The 17,689-nt window shown below is 42.2% G+C and carries 17 protein-coding genes and 1 pseudogene; 1 reads left to right on the plus strand and 17 read right to left on the minus strand.

Annotated features, from left to right (window positions below):
- Positions 1 to 22 precede the first annotated feature (22 nt).
- The 13 genes and pseudogenes from DESACI_RS12115 to DESACI_RS12170 all read right to left on the minus strand — a co-directional run bounded on the left by DESACI_RS12115 (position 23) and on the right by DESACI_RS12170 (position 11,927).
- A complete protein-coding gene (locus tag DESACI_RS12115) occupies positions 23 to 511 on the minus strand; it encodes a hypothetical protein (protein ID WP_014827487.1) in 489 nt (162 codons plus the stop codon).
- Between the two features lie 66 nt (positions 512 to 577).
- Positions 578 to 1,036 carry a hypothetical protein gene (locus DESACI_RS12120; RefSeq protein WP_014827488.1) on the minus strand — a complete coding sequence of 153 codons (459 nt, stop codon included), beginning with the start codon at positions 1,034 to 1,036 and terminating at the stop codon, positions 578 to 580.
- Between the two features lie 270 nt (positions 1,037 to 1,306).
- A complete protein-coding gene (locus DESACI_RS12125; protein ID WP_014827489.1) occupies positions 1,307 to 1,597 on the minus strand; it encodes a hypothetical protein in 291 nt (96 codons plus the stop codon).
- 145 nt (positions 1,598 to 1,742) lie between these two features.
- A complete protein-coding gene (locus tag DESACI_RS12130) occupies positions 1,743 to 2,519 on the minus strand; it encodes a cyclase family protein (RefSeq protein ID WP_014827490.1) in 777 nt (258 codons plus the stop codon).
- A gap of 219 nt (positions 2,520 to 2,738) precedes the next feature.
- Positions 2,739 to 3,053, minus strand: a pseudogene (locus tag DESACI_RS23670) (DUF1254 domain-containing protein); the annotation flags it as partial.
- A gap of 67 nt (positions 3,054 to 3,120) precedes the next feature.
- Entirely contained in the window at positions 3,121 to 3,900 is a 780-nt protein-coding gene (locus DESACI_RS25195; protein ID WP_014827491.1) for an RNA polymerase sigma factor, read from the minus strand.
- A gap of 233 nt (positions 3,901 to 4,133) precedes the next feature.
- Positions 4,134 to 6,728: an ABC transporter permease gene (locus tag DESACI_RS12140; protein WP_014827492.1), complete on the minus strand. Its 2,595-nt coding sequence runs from the start codon at positions 6,726 to 6,728 to the stop codon at positions 4,134 to 4,136.
- A complete protein-coding gene (locus DESACI_RS12145) occupies positions 6,725 to 7,414 on the minus strand; it encodes an ABC transporter ATP-binding protein (RefSeq protein WP_014827493.1) in 690 nt (229 codons plus the stop codon). Before DESACI_RS12145 ends, DESACI_RS12140 begins: the two co-directional genes overlap by 4 nt.
- A gap of 82 nt (positions 7,415 to 7,496) precedes the next feature.
- Positions 7,497 to 8,486: a sensor histidine kinase gene (locus DESACI_RS12150; RefSeq protein ID WP_014827494.1), complete on the minus strand. Its 990-nt coding sequence runs from the start codon at positions 8,484 to 8,486 to the stop codon at positions 7,497 to 7,499.
- Positions 8,473 to 9,159: a response regulator transcription factor gene (locus DESACI_RS12155; protein WP_041276073.1), complete on the minus strand. Its 687-nt coding sequence runs from the start codon at positions 9,157 to 9,159 to the stop codon at positions 8,473 to 8,475. Before DESACI_RS12155 ends, DESACI_RS12150 begins: the two co-directional genes overlap by 14 nt.
- 334 nt (positions 9,160 to 9,493) lie before the next feature.
- Complete coding sequence (locus tag DESACI_RS12160) at positions 9,494 to 9,730, minus strand: hypothetical protein (protein WP_041276074.1); 237 nt, start codon at positions 9,728 to 9,730, stop codon at positions 9,494 to 9,496.
- Positions 9,731 to 10,216: 486 nt separating this feature from the next.
- The gene (locus DESACI_RS12165; RefSeq protein WP_014827496.1) at positions 10,217 to 10,846 is read right to left on the minus strand and encodes a type 1 glutamine amidotransferase family protein; all 630 of its coding nucleotides are present in this window, start codon (positions 10,844 to 10,846) and stop codon (positions 10,217 to 10,219) included.
- A 118-nt stretch (positions 10,847 to 10,964) separates the two neighbouring features.
- Positions 10,965 to 11,927 carry a helix-turn-helix transcriptional regulator gene (locus DESACI_RS12170; RefSeq protein ID WP_014827497.1) on the minus strand — a complete coding sequence of 321 codons (963 nt, stop codon included), beginning with the start codon at positions 11,925 to 11,927 and terminating at the stop codon, positions 10,965 to 10,967.
- Positions 11,928 to 12,397: 470 nt separating this feature from the next.
- On the opposite strand from DESACI_RS12170, the gene DESACI_RS12175 reads away from it, so the two are divergent.
- Positions 12,398 to 12,580, plus strand: coding sequence for a recombinase family protein (locus tag DESACI_RS12175; protein ID WP_207643895.1), 183 nt, complete (start codon positions 12,398 to 12,400; stop codon positions 12,578 to 12,580).
- 197 nt (positions 12,581 to 12,777) lie between these two features.
- Here DESACI_RS12175 and DESACI_RS12180 read toward each other — a convergent pair whose 3' ends face one another.
- The 4 genes from DESACI_RS12180 to DESACI_RS12195 form a co-directional block, all read right to left on the minus strand.
- A complete protein-coding gene (locus DESACI_RS12180) occupies positions 12,778 to 13,656 on the minus strand; it encodes an amidohydrolase family protein (protein ID WP_014827498.1) in 879 nt (292 codons plus the stop codon).
- A 13-nt stretch (positions 13,657 to 13,669) separates the two neighbouring features.
- The gene (locus DESACI_RS12185; protein WP_014827499.1) at positions 13,670 to 14,905 is read right to left on the minus strand and encodes an amidohydrolase family protein; all 1,236 of its coding nucleotides are present in this window, start codon (positions 14,903 to 14,905) and stop codon (positions 13,670 to 13,672) included.
- 178 nt (positions 14,906 to 15,083) lie between these two features.
- Positions 15,084 to 16,139 (minus strand): sensor histidine kinase, encoded by a 1,056-nt coding sequence (locus DESACI_RS12190; protein WP_014827500.1) that lies wholly within the window; start codon positions 16,137 to 16,139, stop codon positions 15,084 to 15,086.
- Positions 16,136 to 16,813: a response regulator transcription factor gene (locus DESACI_RS12195; RefSeq protein ID WP_014827501.1), complete on the minus strand. Its 678-nt coding sequence runs from the start codon at positions 16,811 to 16,813 to the stop codon at positions 16,136 to 16,138. The genes DESACI_RS12190 and DESACI_RS12195 overlap by 4 nt, the downstream gene beginning before the upstream one ends.
- Between the last annotated feature and the right edge of the window lie 876 nt (positions 16,814 to 17,689).

Below are 17,689 nucleotides of genomic sequence, written 5' to 3' on the forward strand. Positions count from 1 at the left end.
TAAACCCAATTTAATTTGACACCTAGCTGGCACTGGCACCGCTGCTGCTTCCAATCCCACCATGACTACCACTCGAAATCCCGCTCTTAAAACTAGAAGAAGAGGAACTGGAACTTGTCGAACCCGATTTCCCCCATGGTGATATACCGGCAATTCCTGCACCTTGCGATTGTGTGCTTGAAGAACTTTCTGATGAGCCGAACGCAGGGGCCTTCACGTTCCCGGACGTTCCTGAGGATACTCCCGAATTTACTCCTGAGAAATACCCAGAAGATCGTCCGCTAAAATACCCAAAGGGACCGAATGGACCAAACGGTCCAAAGAACCCTGAGAAAAGCCCTCCATGGGAGTCGTTCTCAACAATAACCGTCCCTCCTCCATTTGTTGCACCACCGATAATACCCTGCTGTTCTTGTTGGTCCTCAGATATTTCCTTTATTCCATAGCCCACAATACCAACTACGAGAGCCGTTGATAAGAAAATCCCGACCATGCGTTGTGTCCTGGTCACCTTATCCCTTCTTTCTAGGTACAATGCTAACTCTTAATGTAAACATTTGAGTTTAACCCTTATACTTTAAGCCTTAACAGGAGTTGACTTCTTTAAATATAGGCTGAAGACTTGCCGATCCTCATCGATTTCAAAGGAAGTCTTTTCCCATTCACTCCCTTGAAAGTTTATATATTGGCTAACCGCATACATGAGTAAATCCTGCATATTCCCAAGTTCCAGAGTCTTAAGAAGGGGGTAATGCTCTGCCTCCTCCAGGAACTCCCGAAACTCCAACAAAATATATCCCATCCCCGAAATTTGTCCTGGGCTAAAGGAATTCGGTTTTTCCTCCACCTTTTTCACATAAATCACTTGCAAATATTCTTCTTTAGCAGATGAAGTGAGCTCATAGACTGTAAATTCCTTTACGAAGTAATCACATAAACAGCGCGCAATTACCTCTTCTTTCGGTATGCTTTCATACCCAAAAAGTGCTGGAAAACCCATTTCTTCATCCAGCAATCGGTACTCTAACTGAGCCATTCCTCATTCTCCTTCTACTTCCTTTTTTGTATTACTCTTTTATTTCCTATTCGCTTAAAAAATGGAATAATCCTGCTACAGAAAACCTAATTGTCTAAGCCATCCGAAGTGGGAGGCCGCCTCTTCAGATGAAATGCTGACAACTGGCAAGGTCTGCTGGCGATCGATTACGCCCGAATGTCGCGGAACGGCACGCCCGCATCGGCTACTCCATAAGCAAAATCAAAAAATGTCTCAGTGGCATTTGGGCTTGCCTGAAGCCCTTACCTGTTAACGAAGTGTAGGTAAGGGTGGTTCACCTTTCTCAACTAATGTTTTGTATTTACTTTCATTTCTCTTCCAATCAAACACACCTATCCCTAACCCCCACAAAAAAAGAAAAGCTACGCCAAATGGTGAGTTGGCAAGAAATCTATGGACATCTCCATGACCAAGTGTTGTTCCGATTATTCCGCCACATAGCCCTCCAACCGGAATAACAACGCTATGTAGAACTATATGTTTCAATGGCCCTTTCGTACGTTTTCTTTCCCACTTACGAATGAATTTCGCTGGTTCCATCAAAAATAACCTCCAATGAGCTGACGATCATTAAATCTTCTCCTACTTCCACACATGTGGTAAAGATAGTCTTAAAACGGGAAAATTAAATAACTTCTTAACTGCAGGTTAGGCCCCATTTTTGCCGAAATATTATTCATTTATTTTATTCGTCTAAAATAGCAACGGCTCTTATCCATCCACCACTTGCATTCTTGATTTTTATCGGGAAACAACAAAAGGTAAAACCAAATGAAGGTAATTTTTCTAGATTGGTGAGTTTTTCAATATGGCAATACCCACATTCAATCCCTGCAAAATGACCTTCCCAAATAATTGATGGATCTTTACTTTGCACAAAATCTTTTGCAATCAAAGGCAATGGACGATCCCAACTCCATGCATCCGTTCCAACAACCCGAACACCTTTTTCACATAACCACAGTGTCGCTTCTTTACCCATTCCGCACCCTTTAATTAAATATTCCGGTTTGCCCCAAAATTTATCTGCTCCAGTGTTTACAAGAACAATGTCGCCTGCTTTTAACTTATATCCAATATTTTTAAAGGCATCTTCCAAATCTTCAACTGTAACAAGATACCCATCGGGAAATTTGGTTAAATCCAGTTTGACACCATTACCCATACACCATTCAAGAGGAATTTCATCAATGGTTAATGCTCTTTGACCGTTACTCATTGTTGGATGATAATGCCAAGGTGCATCAATATGTGTTCCTGTATGCGATGATAGAGTCAATTGTTCAATAGCCCAGCCTTTTCCATCAGGTAAATCATTTGCTGTATCAATACCGGGAAAGAATGCGGCCATTTGTTGCGCACCTATATCATGGTTCATATATTGGATATTTGGTATCATTTCCTTCGGATCTGACGGTATATTATTTTCAATAGAAATGCTTAAATCAATAAACTTTCTCATTAGGCATCCTCCTGTAAAATTCATTATTAAAGACCAATGACTATTTGTCGTTATGTCCTCATTAATAAAAAAGTATTGGCAGGTGATGGTCATGAAACTATTACCAATTGTCCTAATTCCACAATTATCCTAAATTACCTGCAATAAGAACACAAAAAGAGCGTCCAAAAACGCTCACTTTGGCTATTAACTGGAGTTTTTAGCAATAATATAGCTGTTTTAACAGGAAAAAAACGATTTTTTACAGAGAACATCGCACACTATGGCTGCATCAACGAGCGCCGAATTATTTGGCGAAGAAATTTGTGACACCCCCTGCGGCACGGCTCCTTTCCAATCGGGACCGCAGATGAGGTAGGTTCCGGCCTCGGTTCCTGTGGTACGTTTACCGACGTAGGAAAAGGTAGTATTTTTCGACGAATCGGTGAACTGCACACTGTAATATCGGCCGGACATGTCCGGCACATGCAAGATTTGCGGTCCTTTACTGAGGTCTAACCAGCGGATCGTGATAATCGTGTCACGGTTCACGCCAGTAGTCGTTAAGTATGAGCCTGATGAATGAAGAGGGTTTACCTCCTGATTGCTTTACCGTTTTCTTCTATCTTACATCTTTCACTAAAGTAACAATTCCTTCTTTCTCGCCAAGACATTTAACCAGTAACTTAAATGAATCAATTTTATCAAATTGCGATACTTCAAACACCATAGAAACTAAAGACTTATTGTCCTCTGTACGCTCAACGCTCATTGCCCCAGAGTTTTGATAGGTTTTGCCACTTGAATCAATAAACTGTGTTTTAATTGTTTCGATAGTAATGGGGTCAACTGAATTGACCAGAAACTTGATTGCGAAACCCGTCGGCAGCATTTGGGGGATACTCGCATCAAGTGAACTCAGTAAAACATTGTATTCCAATACCCCATTGTTTAAATTAGAGATATCCGTATTCTCTTCATATCCGCCTATAGACTGATTAACATACCCCTCTCCGGAAATTACAGTCCCCTTACCATCTGTGATTAACAAATCCAAATGTATATTGGACGTTTTCTTAATTGCTTTGACATCTCTAAACTTAACCTTGATGGAAAGAGCCAGCCTTGACTTATCCACAGTAACCTTAGTTATTTTCGTCCCTATGCCATTACATTGATTAATTAAAATCCTCATAAGCCAGGTGTGGAAAACACTGGGATTTTTTAGCGACTGTAGGTTCTTAAACGCCGAAAGGATAGATTCCTGAATGGCATCTCCAATGTCTTCTTCGGACGATAATCTTGTCCTGGCGACTTTATACATTACCGGAAGGTATAAAGTTATGGCTTGGACGAAGGCCTCTTTGTCCCCTTTCTGAGCCTTCTTAATTTGATATTCCACCTAAACCTTTCTTTCCATAATTGTTCTGCATTTTTTCTTCTCTACATATTAGACTAAAAAACGCTTGAAATGGTTGCATTGGATTAACGTAGTTATGTTGGCTATACGACTAATTCATAGAGTTTTAAACCAAAAAACGTTCTCCTTCCACCGTCAATGTAGAATGAGAACGCTTCTTTTTTATTGTTTCACCTTCCCTGCCAACTTGGTATGATTAATTGCAGAATCCTTAATCAGTTCATGTCATCCCGAAGTGCGTCAATAATATTTTCTTTTTTTATCTTGCTAATGGCATACAGCATGGTAATAAACACCACAAAGAGCACACTGAACACGCTGATTCCGATACTGCCCCACGGAAACACAAAATTTATATTGTCTGCTCCGCCGGCGACCATCCCTTTGTAAATCAGCCAGGAGAAGATGATTGCCAGGGGAAGCCCGACAAGCAGAGCCCTCTCGCCATAAAAGGCGCATTCAAAGCACATCATTTTATTGAAATCGCGGTCGGACATCCCCACAGAGCGGAGCATAGCAAGCTCCCGCCGGCGCAGCTTGATATTTGTGGAAATCGTGTTGAACACATTGGCAGCCGCAATCAGCGAAATCATAATGATAAACGTATAAGCGAACACGTTGGCAATGAATATCATATTGCGGTTCTGATCAAATATTTCAGACGAATTCAAAAGGAGATACGAGGCTGTAATTCCTTCGCCCTGAATCATCATTTTCATTTCAGCCACAGACTGGGATGGATTCATTGACCGAAAGGTCATGCCCTTAACCCTGATATTCGACGCAGTCTCGGAGTGAACAAGCTTCTCCTTGAGCGAGTAGGGAGCCATCCCCATAATAGTATAAGGGCTCAGCATGGACATTCCTGTTACCGCTGGTGTATCAGGCGGCACGGTATTGACAATCGTAATGCTTACGTTTTGTCCATGTTCCGTTTTCGGCTCGCTATTTATTTTGGGAGCGATGGTAAAATACAGGGAAGAATTCTTGAATATATCCTTGATCTGGCCAACCTTCTCCTCCCAGTTGCTGTGGCCTTGCACTTTGGCGACAGCAATCAGTTTCGCGTTTTGCCCGGTATATTCCTTCTCGGACAAACCCAAGCCTTTGATAATTTTCAGATAGGTTCTGTCATCAAGAAACTGGATTTGCATTGGCAGATTGACCGTTTCGTTCGACGAATGTACTCCCGCGGATTCCCAGTAAGCGTCTGAAAGATCACTTGCTTTGGCAGAGCAGGAATACTTCATAACAACTTGATAGGAGCTGTCGGTAATACCGGCGGCAGTTTTCAGTTTGTCGTAAAGCTGCAGCATTTTGCTGTCGTTCATATCCTGTGTGCCAAAACTGATGTCGTAGTTGCTAACCGCTTTTGCCTGCTCCGATGCCTGTTTCAAATACGTTACAAAAGCGCTGGCCGATACAAACAACACAATGCTTAAAACAAGTGACAGCACAATGCTGCGATAACGTCCCTTGTTTCTCTTGGAGTTTTTCAGCGCAAGCGTACCTTCCAGGCCGAAGATGTGCTGTGCCGGTTTTGAGGTTTTGATTGCTTTAGCTTCCACTTTCACCTCATTCGTCTGGCGAATACACTCCATCACAGGCATATTGGCAGCCTTGCGAGCCGGAATATAGGCCGAAATCAGAATCGTAACCATGCTGACCGCCGCTGCGCCGATAATCGCGGGGGCGGATACCGTCAATGTTAAAGGGACGTTACTGTAGAGAACGTTTCCAAAATTCTTGGCGACAAGGTCAAGCACAAGCCCCATGCTGCCTATTCCGACAATAACACCAATCGGTATGCCGACCGCACCGATACAAAGCCCCTCAAACAGCACACAATGGCGCAGTTGCTTCGCGGTGGCTCCCACCGACGAGAGAATCCCGAACTGATATGTGCGCTCGTTCAAGGAGATGTTGAAGGAATTGTAAATTAAAAAAATCGAACCAATCATGATGATGAAGACTACAATGCTCCCGCTGGAGTACAGAAGATCGTTAAACACCTTATCGCCCGGATCGTCCGAAAGACCCATGAAACGCAGCAAATCATTATTCAAGATGTAAGCATGGCTTCCGGCTGTTTTTTGTGCATAAGCATGAACGTCACGCGGGTTTTTCAGCGTGACAAACAAGCTGAGATCGTCCGCTGTGCCTGGGGCATCTGCGGTTGTGATTAAGGTGTATCCCGGCGCGGAATTTTCCTCAAAGTGGGGCGTTTGACAGATGCCGACCACCGTGTAGGTTCTCTCGTCCTGCGGCACAAGAGTTTCACTCTCGGCGGTGTACGGATCACTCTGGCCGAGCTTCTCGTTTCCGTTCATGCGGTTCCCGACATCAAGGGTAAGCATGTCGCCCACCTTGAACTGAACGCCGCCTTTTGTCATGACACTCCCCGAAACAAGAATCTCCCCGCCGTTTTTCGGCAGCCTTCCGGAAACCAGCTCGATGGGCAGGGCGGCAAAGGCTTTCTTGCTGAATCCGGCGATAAGAAGATACGGTTTTTTGGGGTTCTTCCCGCCTTCAAGTTTTGCGTAGCCGATATTTTCAAATGTTGCGGTATTTGAAACATTGTTGTTACTTGCCTGTTTGGCTACGAAAGAAGAATTCACATCCTCAAATTCTACGTCCCAACCGCCGTATTTCTGGGCCGCGCCGTTCGCCATATAGTTTAGCAGGGAAACGCCAAAGGAAGCCACTGCCGTAATCAGGGCGGCAGACAGAACAACGCCGATAATCGTTACAAATGTGCGCGTGCGGCTCTTTTTGAGGCCTTGCAGTGCTACTTTGTTGAAAATGTTCATGAGCGAGCCGCCTGCCTCTCGTCCCGCACCACTTTACCATCCGAGATTCCGATGATACGGTCTGCCTGCAAAGCGATGTTTTCATCGTGCGTGACGATGATCAGGGTCTGATGGTACTTTGTATGGCTTTCTTTAAGCAGATGGATGATCTCATGACTGTTGCGGCTGTCCAAACTGCCGGTGGGTTCGTCGGCAAGCATCACAGCTGGGGCATTCATCAATGCGCGGCCGATGGCCACGCGCTGCTGCTGACCGCCGGAAAGCTGGTTCGGCAAATGTGTTCTCCGCTCATGCAGGCCAAGCAACTCCAACAGGTCATTCAACCTCTCCTCGTTGACCTTCCGACTGTCCATCAGAATCGGCAGGGTGATGTTTTCCACCACATTCAGTGTAGGAATGAGATTGTGAAACTGATAAATAAGTCCGACCTGCCGTCTACGGAAAATGGCAAGCTTTTCGTTGCTTTGGGCATAGACATCCTGCCCCTCAAGATACACCTTCCCCCCCGTTGGCTTATCCACACCAGCGATAGCGTGCAGTAGAGTGGATTTGCCGGAACCTGAGGAACCGATGATTGCGGTAAACTCTCCCCTTTCGATGGCAAGCGAAACATGGTCAAGCGCGGTGACTTGGCTTTCGCCCTTACCGTAGACCTTGTATAAATCTTCAATTTTTAAAAACTCCATTATGTGAGCCTCCTTCGTCACGGTTTACCCATATAATAAAGCTTTCAACTTACATCTCTGTGACTTTCAGGTGAGAGATTCGTCACTTTGGGAAACGAATGGCAAATATCGCGCCGCCCTGCGAGTGATTTTTAGCGGTAATCATCCCGCCCTGCCTCGTTATAATCATCTTGCAGAGAGCCAATCCGATCCCGTACCCCGTCGCACCAGCGTTTTTCCCACGATAGAACCTGTCAAACAGGCAGGGCAGATCTTCTTTTTCAAAGCCTGCGCCGCTGTCATGGATGGCAATCTCGGTAAACAGCGGGTTGTCTGTGCAGGCAATCACAATCTTCCCGTTATCGCCTGCGCTTTCCATGCAATTTTTGAGGATATTTTGAATGGCTTCGGAAAGCCAACCAGAATCGCCCTGAAGGATTATCCCTTTCGGCACGTCTATTTGCAAAGCAATATTGTGCAGCTCAAGTGGGATCAAAAACGGGTGAATCGCGGCGCTTATCAAAGTGTTCACATCGATCTCCTCACCTTTGAAAACCACAATGCCCGCATCTAGGCGGGATAATTTCAACAGGGAAGTAAGCAGCCAATCCATCTGTTCGAACAATTCCTTAGTTTCCCGTATCAATGCTTTCCGTTCATTTTTGTCAGGGTCATTCTCTAATAATGATAGAATAAGGTTTACGGATGTGAGCGGGGTGCGGAGTTGGTGAGCTATGTCGGCCAGAGAATCGGCAAGATGTTCTTTTTCTTTTTTCAGCGCGTCGTTTTGCTCCCGAATACGCAGCATCATCTTTGTAATCTCGTTTTGCAGAATAGAAAGTTCGCCCTCATCCGATTCACTAATATACAGATGATCAACATTATGAAGCACAAGATTGATTTGATCTGAAATCTGCGCAATGCTTTTATATCGGGCTTTGGTAAATGCAAAAAGCGCTGTTCCAAAAGCGGCGGCAGAAGCAATGGCAAGCATTCCAGCAGCTTTATTGATTGTAAATCCCAGCGTTACAGCGGCGGCGGCGATTAAGGAGAACAAAATGGCGAACTGCCGAAACTCTTTATTCCGAAGCATACCCGTCCCCTAATCTATATCCTGTCCCACGAACGGTCAGAATGATTTGCGGGCTTGCTGGGTTGTTCTCTATCTTCTCCCGCAACCGTTTGATGTACACGGTCAATGTATTGTCATTGACAAACTCGCCCGCAGCGTCCCACAATTCGTCAAGTAGTCTGCTCCTTGTGATAATACTTTTTGGGTTGTTAATAAACACCAGCAGCAAGCGGTATTCTAAGGCTGAAAGAAAAACCTCGCTGCCATCCTTTTTCACGACGCCGCTTGCCATATCGACATAAAGACCGCAGAGTTCAAAGACCGATGGAGAGCGTCCGCTTTTTCGCAGGGCTGTTCTAATTCGTGCAATCAATTCACGCGGACGAAAAGGCTTGGTGATATAATCGTCCGCGCCCATGTTCAGCCCCGTAACAACACTCGCCTCATCGCCGGAAGCAGTCAGAAAGATGACGGGAACATCTTGCGTTTCCTTGATTTCCGTGCAAACCGTAAAGCCATTTCCGTCAGGTAAAGAAATATCAATCAACACTAAGTCAAATTTATTCACGGCAAGCGCCGCATGAGCATCACCCCGCGTAGGGGCGTGAGTGACTGAAAATCCCTCCGAGCTGAGCAATTGCATAAGGTTTTTAGCGATTGTCTTATCGTCCTCAACCAAAAATATCCGTTTCAGTTATTTTCACCATCCTTTAATTAACCAGCAATTTAGCTTCTGTATAAATTTTACAGCCCTTTACTTAAACATTTTTAAGTTTTATGCTCTAGTTGTCTTATTCCCCTAAAAAAGGATATACCTTCGCTTACTCCACAATTTCAGTTTCTTATTTAATTGCGCATTTCTATGAACTACAAAAACTAATTCGGATCTATACTTCAGCAGATATTGTCCTTTCAATAAAAGCCTTACCATTTCTCGTTGAGTTGTGAAATGGTTCTCATCGCCTTACTAGAACAGCCGTATGATATTTGCTTGGTCATAGTCCCAAATCTCAATTGCCTCCATCTTATTAGCCCCCTTTTTGCCAACCGTAAACTTTATTGTTATTGTTTTTTGCTCGGACAATTGCATTGATACGATTGACTTGTTTTAGTCCGTTGAGATCTATGACTTTAAGCGTATCTCTGATTGCATCAGCCTGCGGCAGCTTTGTTCCTTGGGGATGCAGTTTACTAAACTCGTGATTCTTTAGCTTTAGATTCAGTTCGTTGAAGCTTTTTATCCTAAGCAAGAAACCAAAAAGCACAGATAGAACTAGCCATTAAATTCAGGCGGCTTCTGGTTTCTTATTGTGAGTATAATCAGGTGAACCTTACGGTGTCCACAATAAGGGGTTTCTGAACCTTTTAGATGTCCATTTCTATGTGTACATTTTATAGATCTCGCTTAAATTTTTCAACGATTCCTTAAACCTTTTACGATTCCGGTACAAAAACAGAAAAAGCGCCGCCTTAAACAATACTCAATCTACCCTAAAACGCCGAAAAGCCCAGCACTGCTGGACTTTTTATGTTCATGAATTGTATCAATTATTGAGTACTTAGTTGAGATGATGAGACTAAAAACCAGATTCTTTGATACAATTTAACGATACAACTCCCGCTTGAGGATCAAAGGGGTGCAATTGCTCAAAAGGGGGTGCATTTTTCTGTGGGAGTGCACAGTACCTAAACGCGGGCTCACTTTAATATTCTCCTTAATTGAACATAACAGATCCACGCTTATTCCCTCATTATTGGATTGAATTCATCAACTCATAAAAACATTCGGATTCATGAGTCCTATAAAGATTATACCAGGCATCTAATGTCTTAGTAGAAAACACGTCCAAGGCTTTCAAGACATGTACGGAAAATTCCAACGGAGCTATTCCGGAAGCAGTTATCAGTTTTCCGTCAGTTACCGCAGACTCCTGCTTATAGTGATTTTCTCCTGCATAGTTAGGACACATCATTTTAAGATATCCCAAATCATTACTTGTATGATTTCTTGAATCTAGAAGTCCATTTTGAGCAAGTGACATTGTCGCACCACATATCGCCGCTACAATTATATTCTTATCGATACATTGTTTAGCTAAACTTAATATTGGTTGATGAATTGTTTCCATCCACGTTTCACCACCAGGTAAAATCAAAGCGTCAGTTTCTTTTATGTTGCATTCTTCCAAATCAATATCAGGTAGTATTCTCAACCCGCCCATTGTAGTAATATAATTCTTTTCAAGTCCTAAAGTTACTACTTTAACTGGTGATATATCCTTCCTAAAATACCTTCCTGAGTTTAACTCTGCAGTCAAAAATCCAACTTCCCAATCGGCCATTGTATCAAATACATAAAGATATACAACATTATTATTCATACGCATGTCCTCCATTTTTTTATTTTTCAAGCGTTAATCAAACATCCATCCATGATAAAGAACGATGTTTAACTTCATAATATAATAGCTTCACTGACAACCACTGTCAGTGAAGCTATCATAATTGATAATATTCCATTAATTCGGATGCAACAGAAACAAGCTTTTTCTTTAAACTCTGCGGTTCCATCACTTGAATAGCCTTTCCATAAGATAAGAGAAAATGGGGTACATATGCATGAAGTGCTCTTTCGTCTAATAAAAAAACTGCTTGATTTGATGTACGCTCTTTCAGGTGATGACCTAAAAACCAATGAATACACAAATCGTCCAAAGCTTCTGACCTACCACAAATAATTACTGAGGCCAACCCATCCTTACTTTCAGAATCCGGTAAAAGATTTTGAATTAAAAATTTCCTAGCAGAAAAGGCTTCCGGCCTTTTAAACATCATTTGCGTCCGTTGTATCCGAAAAATCCGTTCTGCCCGAAAGACTCTGATTTCATTTCGAAGATGGCAAAATCCAACCGTATACCATTTATTGTTCCAATAGAGCATTCCATAAGGGTCAATCACTCTTGGCCGGGGTTGTTCATCATGGCTTGTACGGTATTCAATTTCAACAGAATATTCGTTTGCTACAGCCCGCTCCAGTTCTTCCAATGTCAGCTTAACAGACGGGGCAATATCACGGTTTAACACTTCGAAACCGGCTAAGTGGCGCTTGAGGATACTTTCCTGTTCCTGGTTTGAATACATTTTTAATTTTTGTGTTGCATTGTTTAATGACTCACTGAAAGGGTATCCCGCTTCGTTGGCAAATACGGCGGCATGAAGCAGTGCTTTTTGTTCTTCAATATCGAAAAACAAAGGTGCATGGATAAAATTACTCAGTAAACTATATCCACCGTTCTGTCCTGCATCAGATACAATCGGTACTCCGCTTGCGCAGAGCGAATCAATATAACGGTAAACAGTTCGTATATTTATCTCCAATTTTTCCGCTATTTGCTTCGCAGTTATTTTTGATCCAGAATTAAGCATCCATATAATCGCCAGCATATTATCGTTTTTTGCCATTGGACATCCTCCTTTCCTTTAGGACATTTCCATCCTTCCTTTTTCTCATTATTTCCTAACAAAAGGAATCCACATTTCCCTTCACGCCACTATTATAGCATTATCAGTAGCGTGAACCTTTATTAATATCAGAATCGGAATGTAACACAACGTCATTATGCCACATTAGAATTACCAAATACATCTATATATGCGCGGAAAGTTAAACGATCTATAATATTTCTAAAGGATAAAGATGTTAAGCCTAAGCACATGAAAATTAGGCGACTTTGGCTACCGGATACCAGGATAAGCAATCACCAGGTATTACAACAAAAAGGACATTCTCCGAAAGGATTGAAGGTAGCCATTTACTGTCGGGTCAGCACCTCCCACGAAGATCATGCCCACAGCCTTGCGAACCAAACTTCCTATTTTAGAGATCTGGTTGATAGCCATTTGGATTGTGACTCGTGGGCATTTATGCTGACGTGCGTTCTGGAAAAAACACCTTTGGACGCCCAGGGTTCCAGAGAATGCTGGAAGACTGCCATCCTGCTATTATCTCGGAGGAGAAGTTTGATCGCGTTCAAGCGGAAAAGTCACGTAGAAGCAATATCGAAACCGATGGTGTTAAACGCAAAAGCGCTCACTGCAGTATGAAAAAAGGTTAGCAATCTTGAATAAGTTGAGCTATCCTGCTTGAATGTGTACCTATAGTTACACGATGTGATAATGGGAAGGTATTCAAGAGTTTATCTCAAAGAAAATGACGTTAAGACTTAAAGTCTTAACATCATTTTGGCTTAGCTCATGAGCTTATTAAAGAATTAACATTCCCGATTCGTTCTTAAATCTTAAAACTACTGCTTTAACGCAATCGAGGAAAAAGTTCTTTTGCATTTTCAGACATTATCTTGCTCTTTTCACCTTCGTCGAATCCTCGGTAACTTTTGAGCTGTTGTATGCTTTCTGTTACTGGCCCCTCATATCTTAAGGGAGCATCCGTACCGAAAACAATATGCGAAGTACCAAACAGTTCTTTTAGTGTCGCAAATACGTATGGCGCGGTTGAAAGCGCTACATCATAGTAGAGTGTTTTCAAAGAAGACATTACTTCGTCGGAAGTCAATGGCATTGCTTTGTTTTCCTGTGCAACCGTACTTACGCGATAAGCAATATACGGTAAAACTCCTCCCGCATGAGAGACAATCCATTTTATATTAGGATACTTCTGAATCTTGCCCCTGTAAATGAGGTCTATCATGGCACGTGATGTTTCAAACGGATACTCATAGGTGGATAAATCAGTGACAAGCAGTGATGGGATCTCTCCGCCAGCCTTGGTGGGATGAAGCAGTACAGTGGCCGACCTCCTATTGAGCTCCGCAAGGATCTCATCCATGCGGTCATCACCGATATAGATTCCGCTCGCATTGCTTGGCATACAGAATCCGTCCGCCTTCAATGTATCGCAGGCATATTCGATCTCCCTCAATGCAGCATCTACATAAGCACTCGGCAAACACGCCAACATTCCGTAGCGCTTTGGATCTTTTGCCGCAAGACCGGCTATCATATCATTTATTCCACGGGTTTGCTCGGGGGCCCCTGCTACTGGTAAAGATAACAGTGCGTTTGTAAGCCCCATGCGGTCCATTGACTCCTTGTCAAGTTCTAAGCTCCAGTCCGGCATTCCGGCAAGGTGCTGTTTTCCAATTAAATGATGATGTACATCTATAAAAGACATATGAATTTCCTCCTTATATTGTAGTTAGTCTTGTACCCTGGCGCCAAACTGCCTTAATTGATAACGTGTCTGAGATATTCGTCGTCGGATCGCCTTGTACCAGTAACAGATCTGCGAGAGCACCATTCACTATGCGGCCGCGGTTATACACTCCGAAGCGGCGTGCGGGGATGGAAGTTGCTGTTCTCAAAGCCTCAATCGGAGTCAATCCAGCTTTGACCATCATTTGCAGTTCATGATGCAGGCTGGCACCATGTACCATTCCACCAACATTCGGCTGTGTAGGATCACTGCCAGCTAAAATATCGACTCCAGCGTCATGGAGGGCCTTTACAGTTGCCAGCAGATCTTCCGTCTTGCCCTGAGGCCAGGAGGCTATATGCTTATTAAGTGCTATTTTCCATTCGTCGGTCAATTTAGAACTTACACGTATATCATTGCCAAATCGTTCTGTGTCGCTGTCTCCTATTGTAGAAGCACCGGCAACGATCGTTGGGCATACAAACACCCCTGAACTTATAATGGTATCAATGATTTCTTTACTAGGCTTGTCAACAAAGAGATGCATTAGCCCGTCGATTCCAGCTTTAATCGCACGTTCGGTAGCTTTTAAAGACATCGTGTGTGCTACAGCCATTTTGCCCTGACTGTGTGCAGCCTTACAGGCAGCCTCAATGACTTCATCGCTGAGGTCGGGGATGCCAGGATGACCAAAAACCGTTCCGTCTTCGATCATAACTTTAATATAGTCAGCGCCTTGCGCTACACGCTTAGCTACACATCTGACTGCCTCTTCAGGCGTAGTAGCGTGTCTATCCATAGTCGCTCCCGGTCCAGCTGCAGCTGACAGAGCTTTCATCTTTTCTTTAACTTCAGGGGTTAAAAGTTCCATTGGATGACCATCGGGGGCTGAAATTGAAAGATTTGATTTCAAGGCATATGCCAAATCTCTTTTTTCGTCGATTTCTTTTTTCTGATCATCCGTATAAAACCCCTGCATTTGGTATGTCATGGTAACACCAAATGTTATTGCCGACCTCAAATCTTTAAGATTGGGATGGGAGTGAGCGTCGATTAATCCCGGAAGCAGCGTACAGCCTTTTGCATCGATAATCTCAGCACCCTCGGGAGCAGGACCTCCAACATTAATAATCTTTTCATCGTTGATTGTGACAGATTGCTTGTCGATTACTCGCTCGCCATCAAAGATTTTTACGTTGGTAATGAATGTGATTTTTTCTTTATTCATGCTAATAACCTCTTTTCAAACGTAATATTTCTAACCCCTGTTTGAACCTGTTTGGTGTCTACAAGCATAGTATAGGACTGCAATTTAAACCGAACTTAAATGGAGTTTAAACGCAATGTAAACAGAAAATAAAAACCACAGTCAATAAATTCAGACTGTGGTAATTGATCTATTAGTTCTATTTGGGCAGCAAAATAGTAAATTCCGTACCTTTTCCAATTTCACTCATAAGGGATATTTTTCCTCCATGTAAATCAATAATCTTTTTTACGATTGAAAGCCCAAGTCCGTTGCCGCCCAAAGAACGGTCACGAGATTTATCTGCTTTGTAAAACCGCTCAAAGATTCGCGGTTGATCTTGCTGAGAAATACCTATACCTGTATCGGAGATTTTACATTCAGTTATGTTTTTATTGCTTGATAATTTAACGCCTATACTGCCGTTTTCCGGTGTAAATTTAATAGCATTATGAAGCAGATTTATCAATACCTGACTTAATAAATCCTCATCACCGCATATTATCGTTCTTTCAAGTGAAACGTCAAGAGTGATATTTTTCGCCGACCACTGAGGTTCTAACATAAGCAAAATATTTTCAATTTGCTTATCGATTGGATATTGCTTTAAATCTAAATAGTGATTTTCCGATTCCAAATTAGACAATCTTAATAAATTTTCGCTGAGTTTAGATAATCGTTTGCTCTCCGCTTCTATTATAGTGGCGTAGTGTGATATTTGGCTCTGGTTTAAATTTCCTTTTTTCAGCAGTGAGGCAAACCCCGATATAGAAGTTAACGGTGACTGTATTTCATGCGATACATCTGATATAAAATCCTGACGAAGTTTTTCCAGGGAACCAAGTTCTCTTGCCATTCTGTTAATATTGTCAGCTACTTCATTAAAAGGGTCGAGTTCGCTTGTTGTAACAAACACATTAAAATCACCGGAAGCTATCTTATTCATGGCCTCAACAGCTCCGCTTAATATTTCAGAACGGGAAAGGTCAAATTTTCTAGTTTTATGAGTAAAGTGCCATTGCAAATTTAAATAAATTTTAAAACCTAGAAAAAATATCACTATGGAAACGAAACTTTGAGCAATAAAGGTTAGATATGATGGGATAATTTCTGATTGCCTGAAAATAAACGTAAAACTATAATATCCACAAGTAAGGCTAAATAATGCTAGAAGAAAAATCAGCAACACTGAAGCAAAAGACCAGGCTCCTCTCACTTCGCTGCCTCCAATCTGTAACCAAGCCCCCGAATTGTAGTAATTCTGAATTTGTAAACGTCAGACGGAAATCTCTCTCTAAGACGGTTGATATGAACGTCAAGTGTTCGCTCGTTTCCATCAAAATCAAGACCCCAAATATCTTCAATTAACTTATCGCGAGAAAGGGTTTTACCAGGATAACTTCCAAGCAGAAATAAAAGCTCAAATTCTTTCATGGGTATATCACATTTTTCATGATTGATAATGATAGCATAACTACTTTTATCCATGACTAAATCACCAATATTAATAGTTTGTGAAGCAGCTACTTTATAACGCCTCAGAAGTGCTTTTATTCGAACAATCAGTTCATCAACTTCAAAGGGTTTTGTTAAATAATCGTCCGCACCAATTTCAAAACCCCTGACTTTTTGGGAAAGTTCACTTTTGGCGGTCAGCATTAATACAGGCATATCCTCATAATATCTACGAACCTGTTTGCAAAATTCGTAGCCATCCATTTGAGGCATCATGATGTCAAGTACACAAAGGTCTATTTTTTCTTCTCCAAGTTTTTGTAAGGCATCCCTTCCGTTTACAGCTTCAGTCACAGAAAATCCTTCATTTTTTAATACAGTGCAAATAAGTTCTCGGATATAACCGTCATCATCTATAACTAAAACCTTATTCAAATCTTTCACCCTCTTTTTGTAAGTATACACGACGAATGTAAATACAATATAAACAAAATTTCTCTTTCCAACCCACCCTTAGCTTATTCGTGCTGTCGTTGGTATTCACCTGTCCTAGATGCTGCTTGGAAGAGTTCGCTAGCACGGGCACGAGAGTGCCATTGCCCTTGGACCTCCATCTTGCAGTCGCGGAGCAATGAGGCTTCCGACCAAGTAATGAAGATTCGACTCTACATAGCGTCAAAGTAATCATTTAACACAAAAATAGAAGATTAGGTGCTTGATAAATCGGTATATGTGCTTACCCATTTTTTCTATTTTGCCTACTCAGCTTGAGGTTTTAGCCTGCCTATCTATATTCGCCATCCCTTTTTATTCATACCTAAAATCAGCAAAATATCCTCCGAATTTAGATATATTTTTTACTTCTACAACAATTTCCACTTTGATTTACACTTTATAACGATTCCATAAACCGTTTAACGATGACTATACTTTTTAACGAAAGGTAGGAATCGTTAAAAAGTATAGTGCATCATTTAACGATTTGGGTTCAAAAACAGAGAAAGCACTGCCCTAAAATGCTGAAAAGCCCAGCATTGCTGGACTTTCTATGTTTAATAATTGTATCAATTATTGAGTACTTATTTGAGATGATTAGGCTAAAAAACACATACTTTGATACAATTTAACGATTCATCTTTCGATTAATAATCCAAGGGGTGCATTTGCTTAATGGGGGTGCGGCAACTTCTTGGTACAATCTACAAAAAGGATTTCAATAACGATTATAGAATACTCTAGCTACCAGATACCGGGATGAGATTCGCCAGACATTCCTGTCTCGAAAGGAATGAAGGTAGCTGAAAGAATGCC

Origin of the sequence: Desulfosporosinus acidiphilus SJ4 (assembly GCF_000255115.2) — a bacterium.
GTDB lineage: Bacteria > Bacillota > Desulfitobacteriia > Desulfitobacteriales > Desulfitobacteriaceae > Desulfosporosinus > Desulfosporosinus acidiphilus.